This is a genomic window from Serratia sp. NFX21 (assembly GCF_048517035.1).
In the GTDB taxonomy this organism is placed as follows: Bacteria; Pseudomonadota; Gammaproteobacteria; order Enterobacterales; family Enterobacteriaceae; genus Serratia; species Serratia quinivorans.
This window is the reverse complement of the sequence record NZ_CP183196.1, coordinates 1,141,800-1,167,324: the sequence shown is the minus strand read 5'-3', so window position 1 is coordinate 1,167,324 and position 25,525 is coordinate 1,141,800. Positions and strand designations below refer to the sequence as shown.

Genomic DNA, 25,525 nt, shown 5'->3' with positions numbered 1-25,525 from the left:
TCTTGTATTACAAGATTGATAACTTTGTATTACCTGAATGAATAATAACTGAACGGCTTACTTCTGGGGCGGGCTTCACCGACAGTTCGGTGCCAGCGCTTTCCGCATAAAAATATAACGCATTGAATAAAAAGGTGTTGTTATGAAAAAAAACGCTGTTCCCGCCAAAACTAACCGGCAAACCCTGCAGGTTTGCTTTCTCGCCGCCTTAGCAGGGCTGCTGTTTGGCCTGGATATGGGGGTAATCGCCGGTGCGTTGCCGTTCCTGGCCCACGAATTCAGCCTGTCCAGCCAACAGCAGGAAATCGTGGTCAGCATTATGATGCTCGGTGCCGCACTCGGGGCACTGGGCAGCGGGCCGATGTCTTCCCGCCTTGGCCGTAAAAAAAGCCTGTTGTTGAGCGCCGTGTTGTTTGTCGTCGGCTCTGTCGGTTGCGCCATTGCCCTTAATCTCGAAGTGTTGGTTATTTCGCGCTTTATTCTGGGTTTAGCCGTCGGCGTAGCGTCATTCACTGCACCACTGTACCTGTCGGAAATCGCCCCGGAACAAATTCGCGGCAGCATGATCTCGCTTTATCAATTGATGATTACTATCGGCATTCTGGCGGCCTTCCTGTCTGACACCGCCTTCAGCGCCGGAGGTCACTGGCGCTGGATGCTGGGTATTATCACATTCCCCGCCATCATCCTGTTTATTGGCGTGGTGACGCTGCCGGAAAGTCCGCGCTGGTTAGCCATGAAAGGCCGCAGCGAGCTGGCCTCAAAGGTGCTCATGCTGCTACGTAACTCGGATGATGAAGCCCGCGTGGAACTGGACCAAATCCGTGAAAGTCTGCAAATGAAGCAACGCGGCTGGCAACTGTTTCGCCACAATGCCAACTTCCGCCGTTCCACCTGTCTTGGCATCTTGCTGCAATTTATGCAGCAGTTCACCGGCATGACGATAATCATGTACTACGCACCGAAGATCTTTGAAATCGCCGGCTTCTCCACCACCAGCGAACAAATGTGGTGCACCGTGATCGCCGGGTTGACCAACGTGCTGGCTACCTTTATCGCTATCGCGCTGGTCGATCGTTGGGGACGCAAGCCAATGCTCAAGCTGGGTTTCGGTGTGATGGCCATTTGCATGGGCACCCTGGGTTATATGTTCCACACCGGCATCAGCAATCCAGCAGAACAATACGCAGCGGTTATGGTGCTGCTGATTTTCATCACCGGCTTTGCCATGAGTGCAGGCCCCTTGATTTGGGTATTGTGCTCCGAGATCCAGCCGCTGGCCGGACGCGATTTTGGCGTTACCTGCTCCACCATGGCCAACTGGATGGCCAATATGATCATCGGCGCTACCTTCCTGACGCTGATCGACACCGTCGGCAGTGCCGGTACTTTCTGGCTTTACGCTGGGCTCAACCTGTTCTGTATCTTGCTGACGTTATGGCTGGTGCCAGAAACCAAGAATATCTCGCTCGAACACATCGAAAAAAACCTGATGAACGGTGTTGCCCTGCGCCACATCGGCAAATCACCGCAGCCGAAGGCTGATGTTCGCTCCTTGAATACGCCGGTATAACCCGACTAATAAATCTGAGGAACCGCTCATGAAGTTGACGACGGAAAAGCAGACGGTGAAGCAAGCCGCTGAAACGCAGGTCTACGGTAAGATCACACGCCGCCTGATCCCTTTTTTGATCCTGTGTTATTTCTTCGCTTACCTGGACCGCGTTAACGTCGGGTTCGCCAAGCTGCATATGCAGGATGCTTTGAACTTCAGCGATACCGTCTATGGGCTGGGCGCCGGTATCTTCTTTATTGGTTATTTTATTTTTGAGCTGCCCAGCAATCTGCTGATGCAACGCTTTGGGCCACGATTCTGGATAGCCCGCATCATGGCGACCTGGGCAGTACTGTCAGCGGCCATGATGTTTGTCACCACCCCCACCAGCTTTTACGTATTGCGCTTTCTGCTCGGCGTGGCCGAAGCCGGTTTCTTCCCAGGCATCGTGTTCTATTTAACCCTGTGGTTTCCTTCATGGCGTTCCGCCCGCACGCTGGGGCTGTTTATTCTGGTCACGCCGCTGTCGGTGATCATCGGCAGCCCGCTTTCAGGTTTGATCCTCAAGCTGTTTGAAAACGTCGGCGGCTTGCATAACTGGCAGTGGCTGTTCTTGATTGAAGCGGTCCCATCTTTGGTTCTGGCCTTTGTGGTACTGCGTTATCTGGATAACAACGTGGCCGAAGCCAAGTGGCTAACCGCCGAAGAGAAAAACCTGGTACAGGCCGATCTGGCTAAAGATCAGGCCAACCGCGACCGGGCGGCCAACGGCAAAGCGGCTCAAAGTCTCAAAGAGATGCTGGCTAACCGCTACGTCTGGCTATTGGCATTGATTTTCTTCAGTTTTAATGTTGGCTACTACGGCATCAGTTTCTGGCTACCTTCCATCATCAAAACCTCGGGCATCAGCGACGATTTGCAAATCGGCCTGCTGGCGGCCTTGCCCTACGTATTTGGCGCGTTGTTTATGATATGGAACAGCCGACACTCCGATCTGAAACAGGAGCGGCGCTGGCATATCGCCATTCCGGCGGTGATCGGCTGCATCGGGCTGACACTCAGCGCTTACTGCAGCGGCTCGACCTTCTGGATGATGACGTGGATCTGCGTTGCCATGTCCGGCACCCTGGCGCTGATCCCCACCTATATCAGCCTGCCGGGCGCATTGCTTTCCGGCACTGCGGCGGCGGCCGGTATCGCACTGGTGAATTCGGTCGGCAATCTCGCGGGGTTCTTCGGCCCCACGGTACTCGGCTGGCTGAAAGACCAAACCGGCCAGACTGACAGTGGACTGTATATTTTGGCGGGCTTCCTACTGCTCTGCGCCCCGTTGATCTTCATGCTTCCGGCCAGATTGATAAACCCAAAGATCAAACCGCATCAGGCGACTCAGCCTGATACCGAAGGCCCTTTAAATATCACTGAGAGATTTTAATTATGAGCGGATGTGGAACCTGTGGCGGCGGCAGTTGCGGCGCGCATTTTAACCCAATCCTCGAGGGTGATGACGGTGCGCTGAAACGTGCGCTGTATAAATCGATGGGCCACAGCGACGAACAACTGCGACGCCCGGTGATCGCCGTGGTTAACAGCTATACCAACGCCACCGCCGGCCACGTCAACCTCAATGAACTGACGGCCAGGGTATTACAGGGTATTGAAGAGGCCGGTGGTGTCGGCATGGTGTTCGGTACTATCGCCCCCTGCGATGGCATTGCCGAAGGACATCTTGGCATGCGCTATATCCTGGCCGCCCGCGAGGTGATCACCGCCTCAATTGAAGTGATGATGCGCGCCCATCGCTTCGACGGCATGGTACTGCTGGGATCCTGCGACAAAATTGTGCCTGCCATGCTGATGGCGGCGGCACGGCTGGACGTTCCGGCGATCATGGTCAATGGTGGGCCGATGTATCCAGCGGAATATAAAGGCAAACACTGGGACGGCAACATCGTCACCGAAGCCATCGGCTGGAAAAAACGCGGCGAAATCGATGAGGCGGAATTCGCTCATATCGAAAATATCGCCGAGCCCGGCCCCGGCTCCTGCACCATGTACGGTACGGCTAACACCATGTGCTGTATCGGCGAAGTTTTGGGTATGAGCCTGCCGGGTAGCAGCACACTGCCGGCGGTATCCGCCGAGCGGCGCGAATGCGCTGTCGAAACCGGCCGTCAGGCGGTGGCGCTGGTGCTCAACGGTATCAACGCACGCCAAATCATCACCGCCGCATCGATCCGCAATGCGATGGTTTATCTGTTGGCCACCGGCGGTTCCACCAACGCCATTTTGCATCTGCAAGCCATTCACTACGAAGCGGAATTGGGGCATCTGCCGCTGTCCGCCTTCGATGAGCTGAGCCATCAGGTGCCGCTGGTCGCCTCACTCTACCCGGCCAGTGAACATGACATGATTGACTTCTGGGAGGCTGGCGGCGTACCGGCGGTCGAAGTTGAGATTGCCAAACTGCTAGACCTTAACGCCTTGACCGTCACCGGTAAAACCAAGGCTGAGCTAGTGGCGAGGACCCCGCCAAGCCGACGTCCTGAGGTCATCCACACCCTGGCCATTCCGGTGCGCAATGAAGCCGGCGTTGCCGTGCTGCACGGCAACCTGTCGCCGCTCGGCTGCGTGGTGAAACCGGCCGCAGTGCCCGATCACCTGATGCGTTTTAGTGGCCCCGCCGTGGTGTTCAACAGCGAGCAGGAATCGGTCGAGGCGATTATGTCCGGCCAGATTAAGCCGGGCAGTGCTCTGGTGTTGCGTTACGAAGGGCCTAAAGGCGGCCCCGGCATGCCGGAAATGTATAAACCGATGAAATCACTGGAAGGTATGGGCCTGTCCGACAGTTGCGCCTTGATCACCGATGGCCGTTTTTCCGGTTCCAACCGCGGGCTGTTTGTCGGCCACATTTCACCTGAGGCGGTAGAGGGCGGCGAACTGGCACTGGTGCAGAACGGAGACCCGATCTCCATCGATATTCCTGCTCGTACCCTAACGCTGCATGTCAGCGAGAGCGAACTGATCCTGCGACGTAAAACCTGGCAGCCGCTGGATAAAGAAGTGCCACGCGGTTTCCTGCGACTTTATCGCCGCTGGGCAATGCCGGCCGCGCAGGGTGCCGTACTGGCTGACCGGGAGGAAGAATAATGAGCCGTTATCAAGCCGCAGATATTTGCGGCGTCAATCCTATTGTCGCTATGCCGTTTAGGGCTGACGGCGAGATAGATGAAGCAAGTTTTGTGCGATTGCTGGAGCATTTAGCCGCCACCGGCGTTCAGGGAACGACGCTGTTTGGCATCGCCAGTGAGTTCCCTAAACTGGACGACCGCGAACGCGCTCGGCTGGCGGAAATATTTATCGCCACGCTGGAGGGTGCCCCACTGTACCGCGCTATCTCAGTCACCGATCACAGCAGCGAAGTCGCCGTTAAGCGCGCCCGCCATTATCAACAACTGGGCGCGGATGCGTTGATGCTGCTGCCGCCATTTTTCCTGCAGCCCAGTCCGCAGGCGATCCAACAGCACATTTTTGCCGTACTGGATGCGGTAGATATTCCGGTGATGGTGCAATACGCGCCGAGCGAAACCGGGTCGCCGATCGCTGCGCAACAATTGGCTGGCGTGGCAGCACGCTACCCCCATGCGGTGTTCAAGATAGAGTGCAATCCGCCGGTGGATTACACCAAAGAATTTCTGCAACTGGCGCCGCAGGCCAGCGTGTTAAATGGCTATGCCGGGCTTTATATGTTGCCAATGCTGGCGGCGGGCGGCAAAGGCGTGATGCCTGGCTGTTCGTTCAGTGAGGTTTATCTGCGGATTTATCGCCACTGGCAAGCCGGAGAGACTGAACTGGCGCAAAGGCTGCATCAGGCACTCTTGCCTTACATTCAGCGCTGGATGAGCCACTGCGAATACATTATTCAGGTTGAGAAGACGATTCTGCAGCGGCGCAATATCATTGCCACCGATTACTGCCGTCACCCCGGCTGGCAACTCACCGCAGACGATCACCTGATGATCGACCGGTTTTTAGGCCAGTTTTCTCTTTAGCAAAACAGCCCTTGCCGAGGTTTATATGCTTATCGACAAATCCGGGCGAGTGGTGATCGTCACCGGTGCCAGCCAGGGCATAGGTCTGGCTATTACCAAGGCCTTTCTCGCTAACGGCGATAGCGTTATGGGTTGCGCCGAACCAGCCCTGGAGAAAGCCCCCCATGCCCAGCAATTGCGGCGCGAGTACCCGCAACATTTTTTCTACGACTCGGTGGATGTCACGCAGACCACCGAGATAAAACGTTTTGTCGCCAATGCTGAGCAACGGTTCCATCGTATCGATATTGTGGTTTCCAACGCCGGTAAAAACGTTTTCAAAGGCATTGATTGCGAAGAAGAAGACTGGACACATAACTTCAATCTCAATCTGCGCTCACATTGGTATCTGGCCAAATGTGCCCGTGCGGCCCTGACCCAAAGCCGTGGCGTGATCCTGGTGATCACCTCCAACCACGCATTCTCCACCCTGCCGGGCTGTGCGCCGTATAACATCAGCAAGCGGGCACTACTCTCCCTGGTACAAAGCCTGACTATCGAGTGGGGTCCGGCGATCCGCACGCTGGGGATTGCTCCTGGTTTTATCGATACCGAAGGCAACCAAACCTGGTTCGATAGCCACCCAGATGCCAAACTGGCGCGGGAAAGAACCGTAAACAAGCACCCGGTCGGCCGCCTGGGAGCACCTGAAGAAGTCGGTGATTTGTGTTTGTTTCTCGCCAGTGAACACGCGGGATTTATCGCAGGCACCACGATTGTGATGGACGGAGGACGCAGTGCCATCATGCAGGATGAAGACCCCGACTAACTGAAAGAAAAACGGGGAGCCAAAGCCCCCCGTTCGACAGACCATTCAACCGGCTAGGTTAACACTGCCACCTCGTCGGCGATTGCCGTCAGTGCATCATGACGGGCGTAATCGGCCTGCACTACAGCAGCACGCTGCCGATAAGCCGGCTGCGCCAGAATTTGCTGCACCGCCTGACGCAACTGCTCCTCATCCGGGGTGCTGGTATGCAGGCTAATGCCGCAGCCCGCGGCCACCACTCTGGCAGCGGCTTCGAGTTTATCCTCGCCGGTTCCAGCGACAATCAATGGTACTCCCTGATCCAGGGCGTAGTTGATTGAGCCATAGCCACCGTTGGTGATCAGCAGCGCCGCCTGCGGCAGCCAGTGTTCGAAAGAGATAAACTCCCGCGCTCTGGCGTTAGCGGGTAACAGCGCCAAAAGTGGGTCGATCGGACGGCCCCCCGTGGTGGCCAAAACCCGTACCGGCAATTCAGCCAGTGCTTTCAGCGTCGGGACAATCAACTGATGCAGATCGACATTCGCCAGCGTCCCCTGCGAAACAATCACCAACGGCCGCCGGTCGGCCTCCTCCCTTTCATCGGTGGCTTCAACCGCCGCCACCGCGCTGCGCAGCGGCCCGATAAAGCGCAGGCTGTCCGGCAGATCTTCGCGCTGATACTCCAGCGCCGGAGTGGCCAGTTGCAAAAAGCGATCGCACCCGCCAATCAACGCATCGGTAAAAGGCTGTTGCAGCGGCTGGCCACCAGATTGTGCCATCGCAATATCAAAACTCCGTTGCACCTCATCAATTAACGCGCGAGTGTCTTCGTCCACCAACTGCTCTCGCTGCAGCTCTCGTGGCAACAGCGCAGGAGGAATTCGCGGCCCATAGAAGATTGAATCCCTTGAGGAATACGACAACGGCGTTACCCCAATGCCAATCACCGGTGGACGATCCGTCCTCTGTAACAACGGCAGCACCCCATAAAAGCAGTTTTCCACGATCAACAGGTCAGGAGTCTCGGCAGCCATCACGCTGCGTAACTGCTGATCCAACAACGGGATCGGGGCGGCAAAGAAGTCTTTCAGCGCCAGTGCCATCTGTGCATTGCCCGGTGGTAGCGCAGCCCGTTCGGGAAAGTGCTGCTCAAGATAGCGATAGTCGAAATCTACCCGCTCATCAAAGGCGATAAACTGCACGCCTGCTGCCTCAGCACGTTGACGAAACAGCGCACCGGTCATCACCCGCACCTGGTGCCCTTGCCCAATCAAGTGCCGGGCAATGCTCAGCATCGGATAAACGTGGCCGGGCGTGGCCACTGCGGTCATCAGAATACTTGCCATCGGGATTAAACCTCTGCGTTGACCGGCTTCAGTGCCTGATTGGCGCACACCGGGTTGCTCTGAATATGCACCCGCTGCAAATGGCGAGCAGAACGCGCGGTAAAGCCTTCGCGCCCGTGTAACAACGAGAAGTTATCCGCTATCACCACGTCTCCCTGCTGCCATTGATGGGCGTAATAATGACGCGGATCGTAGAGATGCTGTTGCAGGGTCTGATGAAACGCCTCCTGCTGCTCCTGTGGCACCCCGTGATATTCCAGCGCATGCTGGTTAAGGAACTTTTTGCCTTCGGTCGGCGGCTCGTTGTAGCGCATGATCTGCCCATTGCCGTTCGGATGATCCACTACCAGCAGCGAACGCACCTCACCGCCGTAATGCACCACCTGCTTAATGCGATAAGAGATCGACACTTCCCGCCACTGCGCCAACAAAGACTCATCGGCATTAGCCAGCAGGCACGTGGTGTCGACAAAAGTGGTGCGGCCGCCTTCATCCTGTGAAGGTGCTGCCACACAATGGAACAGCTGGAATTCCGGAATGGTCGGCTTGTACATGCCATCCCAATGCAACGGCACATAGCTGCTGTCGAAAATATGATCTTTGGCATCCGGATGCTCTTTCACGTCCAGCACCGCTCCGAACGGCCACATCATGATTTCGCCCCAGCCTTCGGCATAGCGGGTTAGTAACTGCGGATCGGTAAAACCAGAGTCGAAGCCGCGCAGCACCAGCAGGTGATGCTGCTGGGCCAGTGAACGAAGCGCTGCCACCGGCAGTTCGCGAATAGATTGGCCAGGATACTGCGGGGTCAGCACTGCGCCAAAAGGGGTATTAAGTTCAATGCGGCAGTTCAGCGTTTGATTTTCCATAGGTCACTCTCCTTGAATCGAATTTGCTGCTCACACGGCCACCGTGCCGTTAAAAGACGCCCGTTAAAGTGGCGGGCGCAAGATGCTGCATTACGCCATCTGTGGCTGTTCAACCAGGTAATGGCTGGGTGTTCCGCGGATCGCCACCAGTTCGCCCGCCAGCTGCTGCGCGTCTTTGCGCTTCATCAGCACAAACTGTCCGTTAACGTTGGCTGCCACGCCATGCCAGGGAGTCAGCCAGTCGTCTTTGGTCGGCATCATGTGGATACCCATTTTCAGGCTGTCGGCGGGCTGTGGGTGAATCGACAAACGTATTGCCAGCGGGAAATGCTGGGCCAGCAAATTGCCCCAGGCCCAACTGCGCTGGATCACGCCACAGGCGCGCTGTTTGGCGTCTTTCTGCAGCGCTGCATTGGAGCCGCTGTAGCCCGGTAGTTGGCTGTCTTCATACAGGAATCGGGTGATTGCGCGATACAACTGCAACCCCTGCTCGTCCTGCATCAACCGGTGTTTGATCGTTTCCTCCGGCTCGGCATAGCCGTCAACCAGCAACTGCCGCAGCAGGTCATAGTCACCGGTATACTCGGCCAGCCCTTCCACGTCACCCAGATTGAAAACGCTCAGATGAGTCGCCCCCACCTCGTGCAGCAGGTTTTCAATTTCATGTTGATAACGGTTGATCGCGTCGTCGCTGACACGGATTAAATCACCGAAAACGTGGCCATCGGAGCAGATGATGATATGAGCACCCGGCGGGTAATAAAGCTGAATACGCTGACAGAGGGAATTAAGAAATATCAATGACAGTCGCTCGGCCATATCGGGCAGTGCACCGATCACCTTATTAGTATTGGGTGATTTTGTCGGGAAGGCAGGCAGGACAAACTCAATGCGCTGCTCATTTTCAATAAATGCCCGAATACGCGGTAATTGCACCAGAGCAACCGCCTGTTCCTCTTCAGCGTTTGAACTTTCCATCCCCGGAAATCGACGCCGATATTGCAATAGCTCATGAAGGATTTTTAACGATATTTGTTCAATGCGAGCACTATCCACAATTAACTCCTGTTCAGATGTGGCGCAGGCGACTTATTTGCAAACGCAATAAGACTTATCAAAAAGAGAGAGGCCGAACGGGAAGTCGGACTTACCTCGCGATTTATCTGCTTCAGGCAATATAGAAGAGATAATGCTATATTATTAGCCCTTATAATTAACAATCTTGGTTAAGTTGAACTTAACAAACTATGAGTAATATTCTAAAACGCATGGCTATTTTTTCTAAAGTTGTCGATTGCGGCGCATTCAGCACGGCAGCCAAAGAATTAGGCATTACAACCTCCGCCGTCAGCCAACATATCCGCCTGCTGGAAAACGAGTTGGGCATTCAATTACTTCTGCGTTCTACCCGTTCACTGAGCCTGACCGAGGCCGGGCTGTGTTTTTATGAGGATTGCGTGTTGATGATCCATGCCGCCGAACGCGGGCAACAACGTATTGCCGCGCTACGCGGTGAACTGGCCGGGGAACTGCGCGTCGCCACTTCTACGGAGTTTGCCACTCATTATCTGGTTCCGGCACTGCAAAGCTTCCTGGACGAACACCCGCGCATCACGCTGAGGCTGGAAATTCATGATGAAAAGATCGACCTGATAAACCAGCGTATTGATCTGGCGATCCGCGGTGGCGTGATGGCTGACTCCAGCTATGTTTCCACCCGTCTGGCGCGCTTTCGGGAAGTGCTGTGTGCCTCGCCGGCCTACCTTGCCAACCACGGCATGCCAGAAACTCCACAGGCGTTGACGCACCATCAATGGGTCACTTTTACCCCGCTGGGAAACCCACAATTTGTTCGTCTGCTCCACCCTGATGGCGACGAGCATCGGCTGCGTATGACCGGACGTTTATTTACCAATAACGGCATGGCGATGAAAGAATTGGCGCTGGCCGGTAAAGGGATCATCCGTAATTTCTTCGTCAATGTTGAAAAGGAATTGAACCGGGGTGAGCTGGTCGAGGTACTGCCAGAGTGGCGCCTACCAGATATTAGTTGCTATGCCATTATGCCGCGCAGGGACAGCCAACCATTAAAGGTCCGTCGTTTACTTGAACATATGAAAATCCATTTACAGCAAAAAGAGCAAAATTCCGTAGGACAATTACGCATTTAAAATAAGAATAATCTGTAACGCCAATTAATTTAGTTATTTAACCTTTCAGCCCGTTGCTGACCAGCACCAGAGTTTATTTAGATTGCAGCCTAATGATATTAACCTTAATAACTATTATCACTGTCCATATAATCATTCCCTCTGCCATTAATTCAAATTGTCAGAACAAATTTGACTTTAAGTAACAGAAAATTTGAATCAGTCATCCCTCAAATTCATTTTTAATAATTTCATTGCCGGGTACCGATCCCTAAAAACAAAACGGAGAGCCGAAGCTCCCCGTTATCTTATTTATGCCCGATGCTGATTAATCGACCTGTTTGATATCAACCCGCAGCTCTTTCGGTACTTCGAACACGATGTTCTCTTCACGGCCGCTGACTTCCTGCACGTTGACACCGCCCAGCGCTTTCAGGCGGCTGATAACATCCTGTACCAACACATCAGGTGCCGAAGCCCCAGCGGTAACGCCGATATTATGAGCGTCCTTCAGCCAGGCTTCCTGAATGTCAGCGGCGGAATCGATCAGGTATGCCGGTTTGCCAACACGCTGCGCCAATTCGGCCAAACGGTTGGAGTTGGACGAGTTTTTCGACCCCACCACCAGCACCACGTCCGCATCCCCGGCCAGGTTGCGTACCGCTTCCTGACGGTTGGTGGTTGCGTAGCAGATGTCGTCCTTACGCGGCCCGATAATGCTCGGGAAACGCTTGCGCAAGGCATCAATCACGTCAGAAGTATCGTCCACCGACAGCGTGGTTTGCGTCATAAAGCACAGGTTGCTTTCATCCTTCACCTGCAGCTTCCAGACGTCGTCCGGTGACTCCACCAGGTACATGCCGCCCTTCGGGTTGCTGTACTGGCCCATGGTACCTTCCACTTCCGGGTGACCGGCGTGGCCGATCAGGATCGCCTCGGTGCCACGGCGGCTGGCTCGCGCCACCTCCATATGCACCTTGGTCACCAACGGGCAGGTGGCGTCAAACAGCATGGTTAAATCACGCGCCTTGGCCTCTGCTCTTACCGCCTGGGAAACCCCGTGCGCCGAGAAGATCAGAATCGACCCGTCCGGCACTTCGGTGATTTCCTCAATAAACACCGCCCCACGCTCACGCAGGCTATCGACCACGTAGCGGTTATGCACCACTTCGTGACGCACGTAGATAGGCGCACCGTAAATTTCCAGCGCGCGTTCAACGATACTGATCGCACGATCAACCCCGGCGCAAAAGCCGCGTGGGTTAGCCAGCAATATTTGCATGCGTCTCCTCCTGCTGCGGATCGATCTCCAGCACTTCAATATCGAAGGTGACCGGATGGCCCGCCAGCGGATGGTTGAAATCAACGGTAATCGAATCTTCCGCCACCTCGCGCACCACGCCCGGCATTTCGCTGCCGTCGACCGCGGTAAACAACATGATGGTGCCCGCGTCCGGTACGCCGGTTTCCGTGAAGTCGCGACGTGAGAAGAACTGGACCAGGTCCGGGTTCTCTTCGCCGAACGCCGCTTCCGGTTGCAGGGTAAAGGCGCACTTGTCGCCCGCCTTCAGACCGATTAACTGCGCTTCCAGCGGCTCGGACAGGCTGCCGTCGCCCAGACGAAACAGCGCCGGTTTACCGTTGCCACGAGTGGATTCTGCCGTCGTTCCGTCTTCCAGTTTCAGCGTGAAGTGAACCAATACTTCGCTGTCGCCCTTAACCTGAGCCGTCATATTACTCACCTTTGCTCTTTGCACTTTTGTTCGCCGGCGACAAGAAGCCTTCCAGCACGATCATCGCCGCCCCCACGCAGATAAAGCTATCCGCCAGGTTGAAGGTCGGGTAGTGCCAGTTGCCCACATAGAAGTCGATAAAATCGACCACGAAGCCGTGCCACAAGCGATCGAACAGGTTGCCGAGCGCTCCACCGATGATAAATGCATAGGCAATGTTGTTCAGCTTTTGCTGCGCCGAACTGCGGTACATCATCACCAGCAGCACCGCCACGATGGCGACGGCAATACCGGCGAAGAACCAGCGCTGCCAACCGCCGTGATCGGCCAGGAAACTGAATGCGGCACCGTAGTTACGCGCATAAAACAGATTGAACGACGGGATCAGCGGCTGGGACTGGCCCAGCACGAAGTTACCGAGGATCCACTGCTTGCTGGCAAAATCCAGCACCAGCACTACCACTACCAGCCATAGCCAGCGCAAGCCGGTCGAACAAATAGGTTTACTCATCAGGCAAACTTACGCTTTTCGCCGTCGCCGGCTACGTTGACAACACAGCGGCCGCAAAGATCTGCGTGCTCCGCCACCAGGCCGATATCGGTGGTGTAATGCCAGCAGCGCGGGCACTTCTCACCTTCTGCGGTGCTGAAGGCAATTTTCAGGCCTTTCACCAGCTCTGCAGCTTGTGCATCTGCCGGCGCATCGGCCAGAGGTGCAACGCGCGCGCCGGAGGTCAGCAGCACAAAGCGCAGTTCATCCTGCAGGCTGTTGAGGCGTTCAGCCAGTTCGCTATCGGCATACAGCGTCACCGCGGCTTCCAGAGAACCGCCGAGACGTTTGTCGGCACGAGCCTGTTCCAGCACCTTGTTCACTTCGCCGCGGACTTTAAGCAGCTCGGCCCAGAAGCTATCGTTCATGCCTTCGCCTTCGGCCAGACCGAACAGGCCGTCGTACCACTCTTCAGTGAATACGTACTGCGCGCGTTTGCCCGGCAGGAAGGCCCAGATTTCATCGGCAGTGAACGACATGATAGGTGCCATCCAGCGAACCAGTGCTTCTGCGATATGGAACAAGGCAGTCTGGCAGCTACGACGGGCGACGCTGTCGCTCTTCGCGGTGTACTGACGGTCCTTGATGATATCCAGATAGAAGGAGCCCATCTCAACAGAACAGAACTGCATCAGACGCTGTACCACTTCATGGAAATCGTAATTGGCGTAAGCCTTTTCGATATCCTGCTGCGCCGCCAGTGCACGACCCACCGCCCAGCGATCCAGGACTACCATATCTTCCGGTGCCACGCAGTCGGTGCTCGGCTCAAACCCGTTCAGGTTGGCCAGCAGGAAGCGCGCGGTGTTACGGATGCGGCGGTAAGAATCGGCGGAGCGTTTCAGGATCTCGTCCGACACGGCAATTTCACCGGTGTAGTCGGTAGAAGCGACCCACAGGCGCAGGATGTCGCCACCCAGCTTGTTCATCACGTCTTGTGGACTGATGGTATTGCCGATCGACTTGGACATCTTGCGGCCCTGACCGTCCACGGTGAAGCCGTGGGTCAGAACTTCTTTATACGGTGCCTTGCCTTTCATCGCAGTGGAGATCATCAGTGATGACATAAACCAGCCGCGGTGTTGGTCGGAGCCTTCCAGATACATGTCGGCGCCATGGCCATTGAACTCGGGACGAACGTCGACCACGGAAGAGTGGGTCGAACCGGAGTCGAACCAGACGTCCAGGGTGTCTGGTACTTTCACGTAATCGGCAGCATCCGCACCGAGAATGTCGGCCGCGTCCAGATCCCACCAGGCCTGAATACCGTCCTGCTCAACGCGCTTGGCCACTTCTTCCATCAGCTCAACGCTGCGTGGGTGCAGTTGCTCGGTGTCTTTGTGCACAAACAGTGACATTGGCACGCCCCAGGTACGCTGACGCGAAATACACCAGTCCGGGCGGTTGGCAACCATGGTTTCGATGCGCGCCTGGCCCCATTCAGGGATCCACTGCACGCCTTTGATCTCTTCCAGCGACTGCTTGCGCAGGCCTTTCTGATCCATGCTGATGAACCATTGAGGGGTCGCGCGGAAGATGATCGGCGTTTTGTGGCGCCAGCAGCACGGGTAGCTGTGAACCAGTTTTTCCACGTGCAGCAATGCGCCTTTCTCGCGCAGCAAGTCAACGATCAAATCGTTGGCCTTGAACACAAATTTGCCATCCAGCAGTGGATGGGTGCCGGTCAGATAGCAGCCGTTCGGCCCTACCGGATTGGCGATTTCCAGACCGTATTTCTGGCTGATGACAAAGTCATCCGGGCCATGGCCACCGGCGGTGTGTACCGCACCGGTACCGGCATCCAGCGTGACGTGCTCACCCATGATCGCCGGTACGTCGAAGCCCATGAACGGGTGTTCGAAACGCATCAGCTCCAGATCGGCACCTTTGCAACTGCCCAGGACTTCCCAATGGGTAATACCCGCGCGTTTCATTACGCTTTCAACCAGCTCAGCCGCCAGGATCAGGCACTGGCCTTCTACCTGTACCAGCTGGTAGGCAAATTCCGGGTGCAGCGAGATGGCGCGGTTAGCCGGCAGCGTCCACGGGGTGGTGGTCCAGATAACCAGAGAAACCGGGCCGTTGAAGCGGGTCACGCCAAATTTAGTCGCTACGGCAGCTGCGTCAACCGCGTGGAAAGCCACATCGATCGACGGCGAAGTTTTGTCGTAATACTCCACTTCCGCTTCCGCCAGGGAAGAACGGCAATCGGTACACCAGTGCACCGGCTTGGCGCCTTTCAGCAGGTGGCCATTGCTGATGATTTTACCCAGCGCGCGGATGATGTTGGCTTCGGTTTTGAAGTCCATGGTCAGGTACGGACGATCCCAGTCACCCAGCACGCCCAGGCGGATGAAGTCTTTCTTCTGGCCTTCAACCTGCTCGGCGGCGTACTCACGGCACTTGATACGGAATTCTGCCGCGGTGAGTTTTTCACCCGGCTTGCCGTACAGTTGCTCGACCTTCAGTTCGATCGGCAGGCCGTGGCAGTCCCAACCCGGAATGTAAGGCGAGTCGAAACCGGACATCCCTTTCGACTTGATAATAATGTCTTTGAGAATCTTGTTAACCGAGTGACCAATGTGAATGCTGCCGTTCGCATACGGAGGGCCGTCATGCAGAATGAAGGATTTCTTGCCCTTTTTGGCAGTACGAATCATCCCGTACAGATCCTGTTCATACCAACGTTGCAGCATGCCAGGTTCACGCTTGGCCAGATCGCCGCGCATCGGGAACCCTGTTTCCGGCAAGTTCAGGGTATTCTTGTAGTCACTCATTAGATTCTCGGTTCCGTTTTCGGCTATAGAGATTAAACCGGTGTCTGTAGCCCGAAGAACTTCCGGGCCGTCACCACATCATTGGCGATTTGCTGCTTCAGCGCATCGAGCGAAGCAAAACGCTGTTCATTGCGCAATTTCGCGCGGAGCACCACGTCTATATGGCGCCCGTAAAGATCCATTGTGACATCCAGCAGGTGGACTTCCAGCTGCTGTCGCACGCCGGCAACGGTTGGGCGTGTACCAATATTGGCCACGCCGGGGAGCGGCTGGGGCCCCAGGCCATAAACCTCCACCGCATAGACTCCCTTCACCGGGGCAACCAGGCGTTTCAGCGGCAGGTTGGCGGTGGGAAAGCCGATGGTACGGCCCAGTTCATCGCCGTGTACCACCCGACCAGAAATACTGTACGGATGGCCCAGCAGCGTTTCAGCCAATGCCAGGTCGTCATCGCGCAGCGCATTGCGGATCGCGGTGCTGCTGATGCGTTGATCGCCCTCGCGGAAGGTCGGCGTGCTAATCACTTCAAAACCGTATTCTTTCCCGGCTTTTTGCAATAGCGGAAAATCGCCCTGGCGGGTCGCGCCAAAGCGAAAATCATCCCCGACCATCAGGAATTTCACGCCCAGTTTCTCCACCAGCAGTTCGGCAACAAATGCCTGCGCCGTATTGGCAGCGAAACGCGGGTCGAACTTGACGCACAACAGGTAGTCAACGCCCGCCTGCGCCAGGTATTTGGCCTTGTCACGCAAACGCGTGAGGCGGGCCGGTGCCTTGTCCGCTGCAAACATTTCCAGCGGCTGCGGCTCAAAGATCATGACCATCACTGGCAGCCCGAGGCGTTGCCCCTCTTGTTTCAGCTGCTCCAGCAACGCCTGGTGACCGCGGTGTACGCCGTCAAAGTTGCCGATGGTGAGCACGCAACCATGGTGGCGTGCCCGGATATTGTGAATGCCGCGAATTAGCTCCATAGCTGGCTCAAAACAGTGGAAATCGCCGGATTATACCTTGTACAGCGGTTAAGGTTAACCCGCGATTGGTGCCTTTATGTAATAGACATACCATACCGGAGATAATCTGCAGGTGAAACGCCCTGGCCGCAGTTTATCCGGCGCCATCCGTATGATTACCGACTGCGGCCAAGGGGTTGCGGTGACCCTGGCAAATCATTGGTGAATTTTCTCGCGAAACACTGTATTCCCACGACCGAAGCTGGTAAAATCCTGCGCCATCACAACGTAGCAAGTGCCGCCCGTACAAACGGCGCTTATTTGCACAAATTCATTGACAAACGCAGGCCAAAAGGGCATATTCCTCGGCCTTCGAATTGTCCTCAATAGAATATATTTGGGAGTTGTACCTTGGCTAATATCAAGTCAGCTAAGAAACGCGCCGTACAGTCTGAGAAGCGTCGTAAGCATAACGCTAGCGGCCGCTCAATGATGCGTACCTACATCAAGAAAGTAGAAGCTGCTATCGCCACTGGCGACAAAGAAGCTGCGCAAGCTGCTTACGCTGTAATGAAACCAATCGTGGACCGCAAGGCTGCTAAAGGCCTGATCCACAAAAACAAAGCTGCACGCCATAAGTCAAACCTGTCGGCGCGCATCAACGCTTTGTAATAAGCATCGTGTTGTCTGCTTGAAAAAAAACCGGCTCAGGCCGGTTTTTTTACGTCTGCAATACCCGGTCTAGTAAGCAAACAACGCAGAGAAGTCCTTGTTGCACACCCGCTGTACCGCCGGATGCTGGATCATGCGCTCGGCAAAGATGATGTAGTACTCTTCCTGCACGCTATCAATACGCCCAATCTCCACCACGTCATCATCGTTATAGGTATCCTGCGCATACAGCGTCGGCGCAACGAAGATCGCGTTGTGGTACATGCCAAAAGTTTTCATCAGGGCCGCATCATCAAACTCGCCCAGGATCTCCACCTGAATGCCCTGGGTGTTAAACCAGTTCAGCAGTTTACGGCCCAACATTGAACGCCGACCCGGGATCAGCAGTTTTCGCTGTTCCAGACAGGCGGGGAACGGCAGATCCGGTGCCGGTTGGCGGCAGAAGAAACTGATACCGCATTCACCCAGCTTGAGCGAAAACAACCCTTCCTGCTGGCTGGAATCCACCGGGCAGTCTGACAGGATCATATCGAGCTTATGCTGACTGAGCTGCTCCAGCAGCATCTCATGCGTCGACTCAAAGCACCGCAGGTGAATTTGCTCATTATCCACCACTACCGCCGTCTCCAGCACCTGGCTCACCAAACGTTTGGACAACGCATCCGCTACCCCGACGTCAAACAGCAGGTTGGATTCCTTGCGGTAATTAACGATATCCAGCATTTCCTGGCTGAGCATAAACATCTTGTCGGCATAGCGAAAAACCAGTTGCCCCAATTCGGATGGCACCAGCCCACGCCCCTGACGCTTGAACAGTTTGCCGTCCAAACGCTCCTCCAACGCTTTGATCTGGCCGGTGATGGTCTGCGGTGTCAGAAACAAGGCTTCGGCGGCGCCGACCACCGAACCTTCCTTGCAGACCTGCCAGAAGTAGTAAAGGTGATTAAAGTTGATATGCGACATCCTCACGAGGTGCTCTCCTTAACATTCCGTCATGGCAAAACTGCGGCCGTAACGAGCGACTAATGTCCTTTCCCTGTTTCAGACAACCTGTTGCTGCATTCGTCCCAAACAGAACGGTCGGAGCTGCGCATATTTTATCCTGCGCAGCTCCGACCAGCTATTGTATTGTAGTGAGTCCCAACGAACAGGGGATCCCCTAAAAGAGTTATCTGACTCGTGGTAACGACATGCGTAACAGACCATACCCGACCACCGCCGCCGTGGTTGACCCAATCAGGATCCCCAGTCGCGAATAGGTGCTCAGAACAACATCCGCATCGCCAAAGGCCAGCGAAGCGATAAATATCGACATGGTGAAACCAATACCACAGAGCACGGAAACGGCAAACACCTGTTTGAAACCAATTCCTTCAGGTAGCCTCGCAATACCCAACTTCACTGCCAGCAGGCTAAAGGTGAAGATGCCCAACGGCTTACCGATAAACAGGCCTGCCGCAATGCCCACCGGCAACAGGGAGGTCAGCCCGCTCAGTGACACGCCTTGTAATGAAACCCCGGCGTTGGCAAAGGCAAACAGCGGCAGTATCAGGAATGCCACCCACGGATGCAGTTCATGCTCCAGCGTCTCTGACGGCGACGGCCCTTTCTTCACGTTCAGCGGGATCATAAAGCCGATAATAACCCCGGCCAGCGTCGCATGTACCCCGGACTTGAGGATAGCCACCCACAGTACCAGGCCGACAATCATATAAAGCGAGGTTTTGCCCACCCCGCGCCAATTCATAAACGCCAGCACGGCAATAGAGGCTGCTGCCACGCCCAATGCCGCCATCGAGACTTCGTGGGTATAGAACAATGCGATAATCACGATGACACCCAGGTCATCGATGATCGCCAGCGCCAACAGGAACACCTTCAGGCTGGTCGGCACGCGGTTACCCAATAGCGCCATCACTCCGAGGGCAAAGGCAATATCGGTTGCCGCCGGGATCGCCCATCCCTGACGAGTAACCTCGTCCGCCCCGTTGAACATCAGGTAAATCAATGCCGGTGCCAGCATGCCGCCCAGTGCGGCGATCGCCGGGAACACGGCCTTGTCACGCCCGGCCAATGAACCTTGCATCAGCTCGCGCTTGACCTCCAGCCCGACCACCAGGAAAAAGATCGCCATCAGGCCGTCGTTAATCCACAACAGCAGTGGCTTGGCAATCTCCAGTGAGGACACTTTCACCATCACAGGCAAATTGAGGAAGGCGTGATAAATCCCCTGGGCTGGGGTATTGGCCATGATCAACGCGATAATCGCGGCTACGATCAGGATAATGCCGCCCGCGGCTTCCTGACGTAAAAATTGACGAATGATGTTGGTCACAATACGTCTCTCCAGAGCAGCGCAAGGCACAGACGGCCCTGCAGACAAAGTAATGGAATGAGTATAGACGCCGAATCACTTCGATAAAATACGTTTATAAATGCTTAAAACATCGTAAAAACCGATCTATAAGCGATTTATATCACACTTTAACCAGGGCTATTGGCGGAGGTTAAGCAATAAAAAACCCCGGTTTTGACGCCGGGGTTATTCAGTACGCTAACGGAAACAGTAGCTTAGCGCGTCAGGTCGTCAAAAAACTTTTTCACCCCGTCGAAGAAGCTCTTCGAACGTGGGCTGTTTTTATCGCCGGAAGGGCCACCCAGACTTTCTTCCAGTTCCTTCAGCAATTGCTTCTGCTTGTCGTTCAGGTTAACCGGAGTTTCTACCACCACACGGCACAGCAGGTCGCCCTGGCTGCCACCACGTACCGATTTGACACCCTTGCCGCGCATGCGGAACAGTTTGCCTGTCTGAGTCTCTGCCGGCACCTTCAGCTTCACACGGCCATCCAGCGTCGGGACTTCAATCTCGCCGCCCAATGCCGCCATCGCGAAGTTAATCGGCACTTCACAGTACAGGTTATTGCCTTCGCGCTCGAAGATAGGGTGCGCTTTCACCTGAACCTGAACGTACAGATCGCCTGCCGGCGCGCCGTGCTCACCCGCTTCACCCTCACCCGCCAGGCGGATGCGGTCACCGGTATCAACGCCGGCCGGGATTTTCACCGACAGCGTTTTGGCTTTCTCTACCCGGCCGTGGCCGTGGCAGCTATTGCATGGGTCTTTGATGATCTGACCACGACCATGACAGTGCGGACAGGCCTGCTGCACGGTAAAGAAGCCCTGGCGCATCTGCACCTGGCCCTGCCCGTGACAGGTTGGACAGGTGACCGGCGAGCTGCCCGGCTTCGCGCCGCTGCCGTGGCAAACGCCACACTCTTCCAGCGTCGGGATGCGGATCTCTTTGGTCACGCCACGAACCGCTTCCTCGAGGGACAGCTCCATGTTGTAGCGCAGATCGGAACCGCGGCTGGCGCGCTGACGGCGGCCACCACCGAAGATATCGCCAAATACGTCGCCAAAGATATCGCTGAATTCAGCACCGCCGCCAAACCCGCCGCCGCCGCCCATACCGCCTTGTTCAAAGGCCGCATGGCCGTATTGATCGTAGGCCGCACGTTTTTGAGCGTCAGTCAGGATTTCGTAGGCTTCCTTGATCTCTTTAAACCTGGCTTCGGCGTCTTGCTCCTGGTTGCGGTCAGGATGGAATTTCATCGCCAGACGTTTATACGCCTTTTTGATCTCACGCTCTTCCGCCGTCTTGGAGACGCCGAGAATCTCGTAATAGTCTTTCTTCGCCATTATTTCTGTAACCCTTAACATGCGTGCACGGGCGTAGAGTTGCCTCGACGCCCGTGCTGGTTTGCGGTAACGGCCTCTCGGCCGTTCCGTGCCCGCTTAAGGGCGATTATTTTTTGTCTTTAACTTCTTCGAACTCAGCATCAACCACGTCGTCGTCTTTCTGCGCCGCGTTGTCAGCACCGGCATCAGCACCTTGCTGAGCCTGCTGCGCCTGAGCCATTTCCAGCAGCTTGCCGGAAACCTGCACCAGAGCCTGGGTCTTCGCTTCGATCTCGGCTTTATCTTCGCCTTTAACCGCTACTTCCAGATCTTTCAGCGCCGCTTCGATAGCCGTTTTGTCTTCCGCCGGCAGTTTATCGCCCGCTTCTTCCAACTGCTTACGAGTGCCGTGGATCAGGTGGTCGGCCTGGTTACGGGTCTGCACCAGCTCTTCGAACTTACGGTCCGCTTCGGCGTTCACTTCGGCATCACGCACCATTTTCTGGATTTCTTCTTCGTTCAGACCGGAAGAAGCCTTGATGGTGATTTTCTGCTCGCGGCCAGTATTCTTGTCTTTGGCAGACACGTGCAGAATACCGTCGGCGTCGATGTCGAAGGTCACTTCGATCTGCGCCATACCGCGTGCAGCAGCCTGGATACCGTCCAGGTTGAACTGGCCCAGTGACTTGTTATCGTTAGCGCGTTTACGCTCACCCTGCAGCACATGGATGGTTACCGCAGACTGGTTGTCTTCAGCGGTAGAGAACACCTGGCTGTGCTTGGTCGGGATAGTGGTGTTTTTGGTGATCAGCGGAGTCATCACGCTGCCCATGGTTTCGATACCCAGCGACAGCGGGGTAACGTCCAGCAGCAGAACGTCCTTCACATCACCGGCCAACACGCCGCCCTGTACCGCAGCACCCACCGCAACGGCTTCGTCCGGGTTAACGTCTTTACGCGGTTCTTTACCGAAGAAGTCAGCAACTTTCTTCTGAACCATTGGCATACGGGTCTGGCCACCGACCAGGATCACGTCCTGAATGTCGGAAACCGACAGGCCTGCGTCTTTCAGAGCTACTTTCAGCGGCTCGATAGAACGCGCAACCAGATCTTCAACCAGCGACTCGAGTTTTGCACGAGTCACTTTGATGTTCATGTGTTTAGGACCGCTCGCATCTGCAGTGATGTACGGCAGGTTAACGTCGGTCTGCTGAGCAGAAGACAGTTCAATCTTCGCTTTCTCAGCGGCTTCTTTCAGACGCTGCATCGCCAACGGATCGTTGCGCAGATCGAAACCTTGTTCTTTCTTGAACTCTTCCACCAGGTAGTTGATCAGGCGGCTGTCGAAGTCTTCACCACCCAGGTGGGTATCACCGTTGGTTGCCAGAACTTCGAAGGTTTTTTCGCCGTCAACTTCGTCGATTTCGATAATAGAGATATCGAAAGTACCGCCACCCAGGTCATAAACCGCGATGGTACGGTTGCCGACTTCTTTGTCCAGGCCGTAAGCCAGGGCCGCAGCGGTCGGTTCGTTGATGATACGTTTTACTTCCAGACCTGCGATACGGCCGGCGTCTTTGGTCGCCTGACGCTGTGCATCGTTGAAGTATGCAGGTACGGTGATAACCGCTTCAGTTACTGGTTCGCCCAGGTAATCTTCAGCCGTTTTCTTCATTTTCTTCAACACTTCAGCAGAGATCTGCGGAGGTGCTACACGCTGGCCTTTCACTTCAACCCATGCGTCGCCATTATCAGCAGCCACAATTTTGTACGGCATGATGTCTTTATCACGCTGCGCTTCTTCATCCTGGAAGCGACGGCCAATCAGGCGCTTAATCGCAAACAGGGTGTTTTGTGGGTTGGTAACAGCCTGACGCTTAGCAGGTTGGCCAACCAGAATTTCACCATCCTGGGTATATGCGATGATCGAAGGTGTAGTACGGTCGCCTTCGCTGTTTTCCAGCACGCGCGCTTTACCACCATCCATAATTGCTACACAAGAGTTGGTAGTACCCAGGTCGATACCAATAATTTTGCCCATCTAAACGTCTCCACTAATAAATTCATATTCGGTCAGGTTGCTAACCTATATGTGGGCAATTTTTTGTTTTTCAACTGCCCAACATTTCAGTCTTAGCCGCGGTCAGCAACTGCGGTTGCAAATAAGATGGGGTCATACAACCGAGCATCAAGGGGCAGGACAAAAAAAAATTCTTTTTTATCGTCACTCAGATCATTGTTTCCTGTTCTGGGGATCATTATGATGCCGCGCGCTCTGATGGAAGTTATCAACTTTTCGGCCATTCAGACCATATATGAATTTACTTCACTGTTTCCGTTAATTTTCTGTTATTGCAGAGGACTTATGCACACCAACAAGTTGGCGAATCCCGGCCCTCTCGGCCTGATGGGCTTCGGGATGACCACCGTCTTGCTGAACCTGCACAACGCGGGCTTTTTCCCATTGAACTCCGCCATTATCAGCATGGGGATTTTCTTCGGTGGACTGGCCCAGATTATGGCCGGCCTGCTGGAATACAAGAAAGGCAACACCTTCGGGATGACGGCCTTTATCTCTTACGGCAGCTTCTGGCTGAGCCTGGTTGGGTTGCTGTTGCTGCCGCGTCTGGGTCTGGCGGAACCGACCGATGCCGGCGTGCTGGGGATTTACCTGGCACTGTGGGGCGTCTTCACGCTGTTCATGTTTTTCGGCACTCTGCGTGCCAACCGCGTGCTGCAGTTCGTGTTCGGCAGCCTGACGCTGCTGTTCGCCCTGCTGGCCATCGGTAACATCACCGGCAACCCTGCGCTGCTGAACTTTGCCGGCTACGAAGGCATTATCTGCGGTGCCAGCGCCATTTACCTGGCCATGGCGGAAGTGCTCAACGAGCAGTTTGGCCGCACGGTGCTGCCGATTGGCGAGCCAACAGTCGACAATGTAGAACCAATTCGGGCAGTGGCATAAACGCCACTGGCCTGAAACCAGAAGCCCTGCGGTTGATTGCAGGGCTTTTTTTTCAGCTGTAGGAACCGGCGCGCTGTGCCTTGGTTTCGCTGTTCAGATCGCGATGCAGGTAGATCCCCAGCAGCAGTCCGATGCCCGACAGCGCCAGTACATAGTAAGCGGGCGCTAACGGGGTTAACTTCATGATCAACGTCACAAATATTGGGGTTAAACCGCCAAAAATGGCGTATGCGACATTATATGAGAACGAAATCCCGGTAAATCGCACTTCCGCCGGAAAAGCCCGCACCATCACGTAGGGGACCGCGCCCACTACGCCTACGCTGAAACCCACCAGCGCGTAGCAGGCAAACAACATTTCCGGGTGTTCGCCCACCGTCCGATAAAATAGCCAACTGCAACCGGCCAGCAGCAGGCTGCCGACGATAAAGGTTTTGCTGGCGCCAAAGCGATCCGCCGACAAGCCGGCGATGATGCAACCGGCGATCAACATGATGGTGGCGATGCTATTGGCCTGCAGCGATAACGCCGGGGCGATAGCAAACTGTTTTTGCAGGTAGGTCGGAGTCATCAGGATCACCACCACAATGCCGGCGGACAATAGCCAGGTGAGCAGCATCGACACCACCACTTCCTTGCGATGATTGAGCACCACCGATTTCAACGGCAGCTCTTCTGCCAGGGCCTTACGCGCCTGCATCTCGATGAAGATCGGCGTTTCCTGCAGCCAGCGGCGCAGGTACATCGCCACCAGGCCGAAAATGCCACCCAGCAGGAACGGGATGCGCCAGCCACCGTCAATAATGGTCTGTTGACTGAGTGTGGTGTTGATTACCGTCGCCACCAGCGAGCCCAGCAGGATGCCGACGGTCAGGCCGGCAGTCAGCGTGCCGCAGGCAAAACCGATGCGCCGACGCGGCACGTGTTCAGCCACAAACACCCAGGCCCCCGGCACCTCGCCACCGATCGCCGCCCCTTGCAGCACACGCATCAGCAGCAACAACAGCGGTGCGGCAATGCCGATGCTGGCATAGGTCGGTAACAGACCCATCGCCAATGTCGGCAGCGCCATCAGCAAAATACTCAGGCTGAACATTTTTTTGCGGCCGACCAGATCGCCGAAGTGCGCCATCACGATGCCGCCCAGCGGGCGGGCCAGATAACCGGCGGCAAAAATGCCGAAGGTTTGTACCTGACGTAGCCATTCCGGCATATCCGCCGGGAAAAACAGCTCGCCCATCACCGCCGCAAAGAAGACAAAAATGATGAAATCATAGAACTCCAGCGCACCGCCCAGGGCAGCTAACGTCAGAGTTTTGTAGTCTTGCCGGTTTAACCGGCGATTATTATCGTGAGGCATAGGGTACCGTCGGAGGAAACTGTGAAAATAAAAGCCAGCGGCTTTCTGTAAACGAATCCTTACTATAACGGCAAATTATTT

At 55.4% G+C, this 25,525-nt stretch carries 21 protein-coding genes; 8 read left to right on the top strand and 13 right to left on the bottom strand.

Annotated features, from left to right (window positions below):
• Positions 1 to 142: 142 nt before the first annotated feature.
• The 5 genes from ACNT1W_RS05455 to ACNT1W_RS05435 are packed head-to-tail and all read left to right on the top strand — an operon-like array spanning position 143 to position 6,415.
• Entirely contained in the window at positions 143 to 1,573 is a 1,431-nt protein-coding gene (locus ACNT1W_RS05455) for a sugar porter family MFS transporter (RefSeq protein WP_419246498.1), read from the top strand.
• Between the two features lie 28 nt (positions 1,574 to 1,601).
• Entirely contained in the window at positions 1,602 to 2,990 is a 1,389-nt protein-coding gene (locus ACNT1W_RS05450) for an MFS transporter (protein WP_419246497.1), read from the top strand.
• A 2-nt stretch (positions 2,991 to 2,992) separates the two neighbouring features.
• Positions 2,993 to 4,705 (top strand): dihydroxy-acid dehydratase, encoded by a 1,713-nt coding sequence (gene ilvD / locus ACNT1W_RS05445; RefSeq protein ID WP_419246496.1) that lies wholly within the window; start codon positions 2,993 to 2,995, stop codon positions 4,703 to 4,705.
• Positions 4,705 to 5,607 carry a dihydrodipicolinate synthase family protein gene (locus ACNT1W_RS05440; protein WP_419246495.1) on the top strand — a complete coding sequence of 301 codons (903 nt, stop codon included), beginning with the start codon at positions 4,705 to 4,707 and terminating at the stop codon, positions 5,605 to 5,607. The genes ilvD and ACNT1W_RS05440 overlap by 1 nt, the downstream gene beginning before the upstream one ends.
• A gap of 25 nt (positions 5,608 to 5,632) precedes the next feature.
• Positions 5,633 to 6,415 (top strand): SDR family NAD(P)-dependent oxidoreductase, encoded by a 783-nt coding sequence (locus ACNT1W_RS05435; RefSeq protein ID WP_012005157.1) that lies wholly within the window; start codon positions 5,633 to 5,635, stop codon positions 6,413 to 6,415.
• 53 nt (positions 6,416 to 6,468) lie between these two features.
• Here ACNT1W_RS05435 and ACNT1W_RS05430 read toward each other — a convergent pair whose 3' ends face one another.
• From ACNT1W_RS05430 to pvcA, 3 genes are all read right to left on the bottom strand, one after another.
• Entirely contained in the window at positions 6,469 to 7,725 is a 1,257-nt protein-coding gene (locus tag ACNT1W_RS05430; RefSeq protein ID WP_419246856.1) for a glycosyltransferase, read from the bottom strand.
• A gap of 20 nt (positions 7,726 to 7,745) precedes the next feature.
• Positions 7,746 to 8,609 (bottom strand): TauD/TfdA dioxygenase family protein, encoded by an 864-nt coding sequence (locus ACNT1W_RS05425; RefSeq protein WP_419246494.1) that lies wholly within the window; start codon positions 8,607 to 8,609, stop codon positions 7,746 to 7,748.
• A gap of 90 nt (positions 8,610 to 8,699) precedes the next feature.
• A complete protein-coding gene (gene pvcA, locus ACNT1W_RS05420; protein WP_041418459.1) occupies positions 8,700 to 9,665 on the bottom strand; it encodes an L-tyrosine isonitrile synthase in 966 nt (321 codons plus the stop codon).
• A gap of 191 nt (positions 9,666 to 9,856) precedes the next feature.
• Between pvcA and ACNT1W_RS05415 the strand changes: the two genes are divergently transcribed.
• Complete coding sequence (locus ACNT1W_RS05415; RefSeq protein WP_012005153.1) at positions 9,857 to 10,780, top strand: LysR family transcriptional regulator; 924 nt, start codon at positions 9,857 to 9,859, stop codon at positions 10,778 to 10,780.
• 307 nt (positions 10,781 to 11,087) lie between these two features.
• On the opposite strand, the gene ispH is transcribed toward ACNT1W_RS05415, so the two are convergent.
• The 5 genes from ispH to ribF are packed head-to-tail and all read right to left on the bottom strand — an operon-like array spanning position 11,088 to position 16,790.
• Positions 11,088 to 12,041: a 4-hydroxy-3-methylbut-2-enyl diphosphate reductase gene (gene ispH, locus ACNT1W_RS05410; protein WP_012005152.1), complete on the bottom strand. Its 954-nt coding sequence runs from the start codon at positions 12,039 to 12,041 to the stop codon at positions 11,088 to 11,090.
• Positions 12,022 to 12,492, bottom strand: coding sequence for an FKBP-type peptidyl-prolyl cis-trans isomerase (gene fkpB / locus ACNT1W_RS05405; protein WP_135344687.1), 471 nt, complete (start codon positions 12,490 to 12,492; stop codon positions 12,022 to 12,024). The genes ispH and fkpB overlap by 20 nt, the downstream gene beginning before the upstream one ends.
• A gap of 1 nt (position 12,493) precedes the next feature.
• Positions 12,494 to 13,003: a signal peptidase II gene (lspA, locus tag ACNT1W_RS05400; protein ID WP_012005150.1), complete on the bottom strand. Its 510-nt coding sequence runs from the start codon at positions 13,001 to 13,003 to the stop codon at positions 12,494 to 12,496.
• Positions 13,003 to 15,819 carry an isoleucine--tRNA ligase gene (gene ileS / locus ACNT1W_RS05395; protein WP_259190182.1) on the bottom strand — a complete coding sequence of 939 codons (2,817 nt, stop codon included), beginning with the start codon at positions 15,817 to 15,819 and terminating at the stop codon, positions 13,003 to 13,005. Before ileS ends, lspA begins: the two co-directional genes overlap by 1 nt.
• 32 nt (positions 15,820 to 15,851) lie before the next feature.
• On the bottom strand, positions 15,852 to 16,790 hold the full coding sequence (ribF, locus tag ACNT1W_RS05390) for a bifunctional riboflavin kinase/FAD synthetase (RefSeq protein WP_012005148.1): 939 nt from the start codon (positions 16,788 to 16,790) through the stop codon (positions 15,852 to 15,854).
• A gap of 390 nt (positions 16,791 to 17,180) precedes the next feature.
• Between ribF and rpsT the strand changes: the two genes are divergently transcribed.
• The gene (rpsT, locus tag ACNT1W_RS05385) at positions 17,181 to 17,441 is read left to right on the top strand and encodes a 30S ribosomal protein S20 (RefSeq protein WP_012005147.1); all 261 of its coding nucleotides are present in this window, start codon (positions 17,181 to 17,183) and stop codon (positions 17,439 to 17,441) included.
• 69 nt (positions 17,442 to 17,510) lie between these two features.
• Here rpsT and nhaR read toward each other — a convergent pair whose 3' ends face one another.
• The 4 genes from nhaR to dnaK form a co-directional block, all read right to left on the bottom strand.
• Positions 17,511 to 18,410 (bottom strand): transcriptional activator NhaR, encoded by a 900-nt coding sequence (gene nhaR, locus ACNT1W_RS05380; RefSeq protein WP_004950031.1) that lies wholly within the window; start codon positions 18,408 to 18,410, stop codon positions 17,511 to 17,513.
• A gap of 199 nt (positions 18,411 to 18,609) precedes the next feature.
• A complete protein-coding gene (nhaA, locus tag ACNT1W_RS05375; protein WP_041418458.1) occupies positions 18,610 to 19,776 on the bottom strand; it encodes a Na+/H+ antiporter NhaA in 1,167 nt (388 codons plus the stop codon).
• Between the two features lie 236 nt (positions 19,777 to 20,012).
• Entirely contained in the window at positions 20,013 to 21,140 is a 1,128-nt protein-coding gene (gene dnaJ, locus ACNT1W_RS05370; RefSeq protein ID WP_012005145.1) for a molecular chaperone DnaJ, read from the bottom strand.
• A 106-nt stretch (positions 21,141 to 21,246) separates the two neighbouring features.
• Entirely contained in the window at positions 21,247 to 23,160 is a 1,914-nt protein-coding gene (gene dnaK, locus ACNT1W_RS05365) for a molecular chaperone DnaK (RefSeq protein ID WP_012005144.1), read from the bottom strand.
• A gap of 324 nt (positions 23,161 to 23,484) precedes the next feature.
• Here dnaK and satP point away from each other — a divergent pair, with 324 nt between their 5' ends.
• Positions 23,485 to 24,084 carry an acetate uptake transporter gene (satP, locus tag ACNT1W_RS05360; protein WP_012005143.1) on the top strand — a complete coding sequence of 200 codons (600 nt, stop codon included), beginning with the start codon at positions 23,485 to 23,487 and terminating at the stop codon, positions 24,082 to 24,084.
• A gap of 52 nt (positions 24,085 to 24,136) precedes the next feature.
• On the opposite strand, the gene ACNT1W_RS05355 is transcribed toward satP, so the two are convergent.
• Positions 24,137 to 25,444: an MFS transporter gene (locus ACNT1W_RS05355; protein WP_012005142.1), complete on the bottom strand. Its 1,308-nt coding sequence runs from the start codon at positions 25,442 to 25,444 to the stop codon at positions 24,137 to 24,139.
• Positions 25,445 to 25,525: the final 81 nt, after the last annotated feature.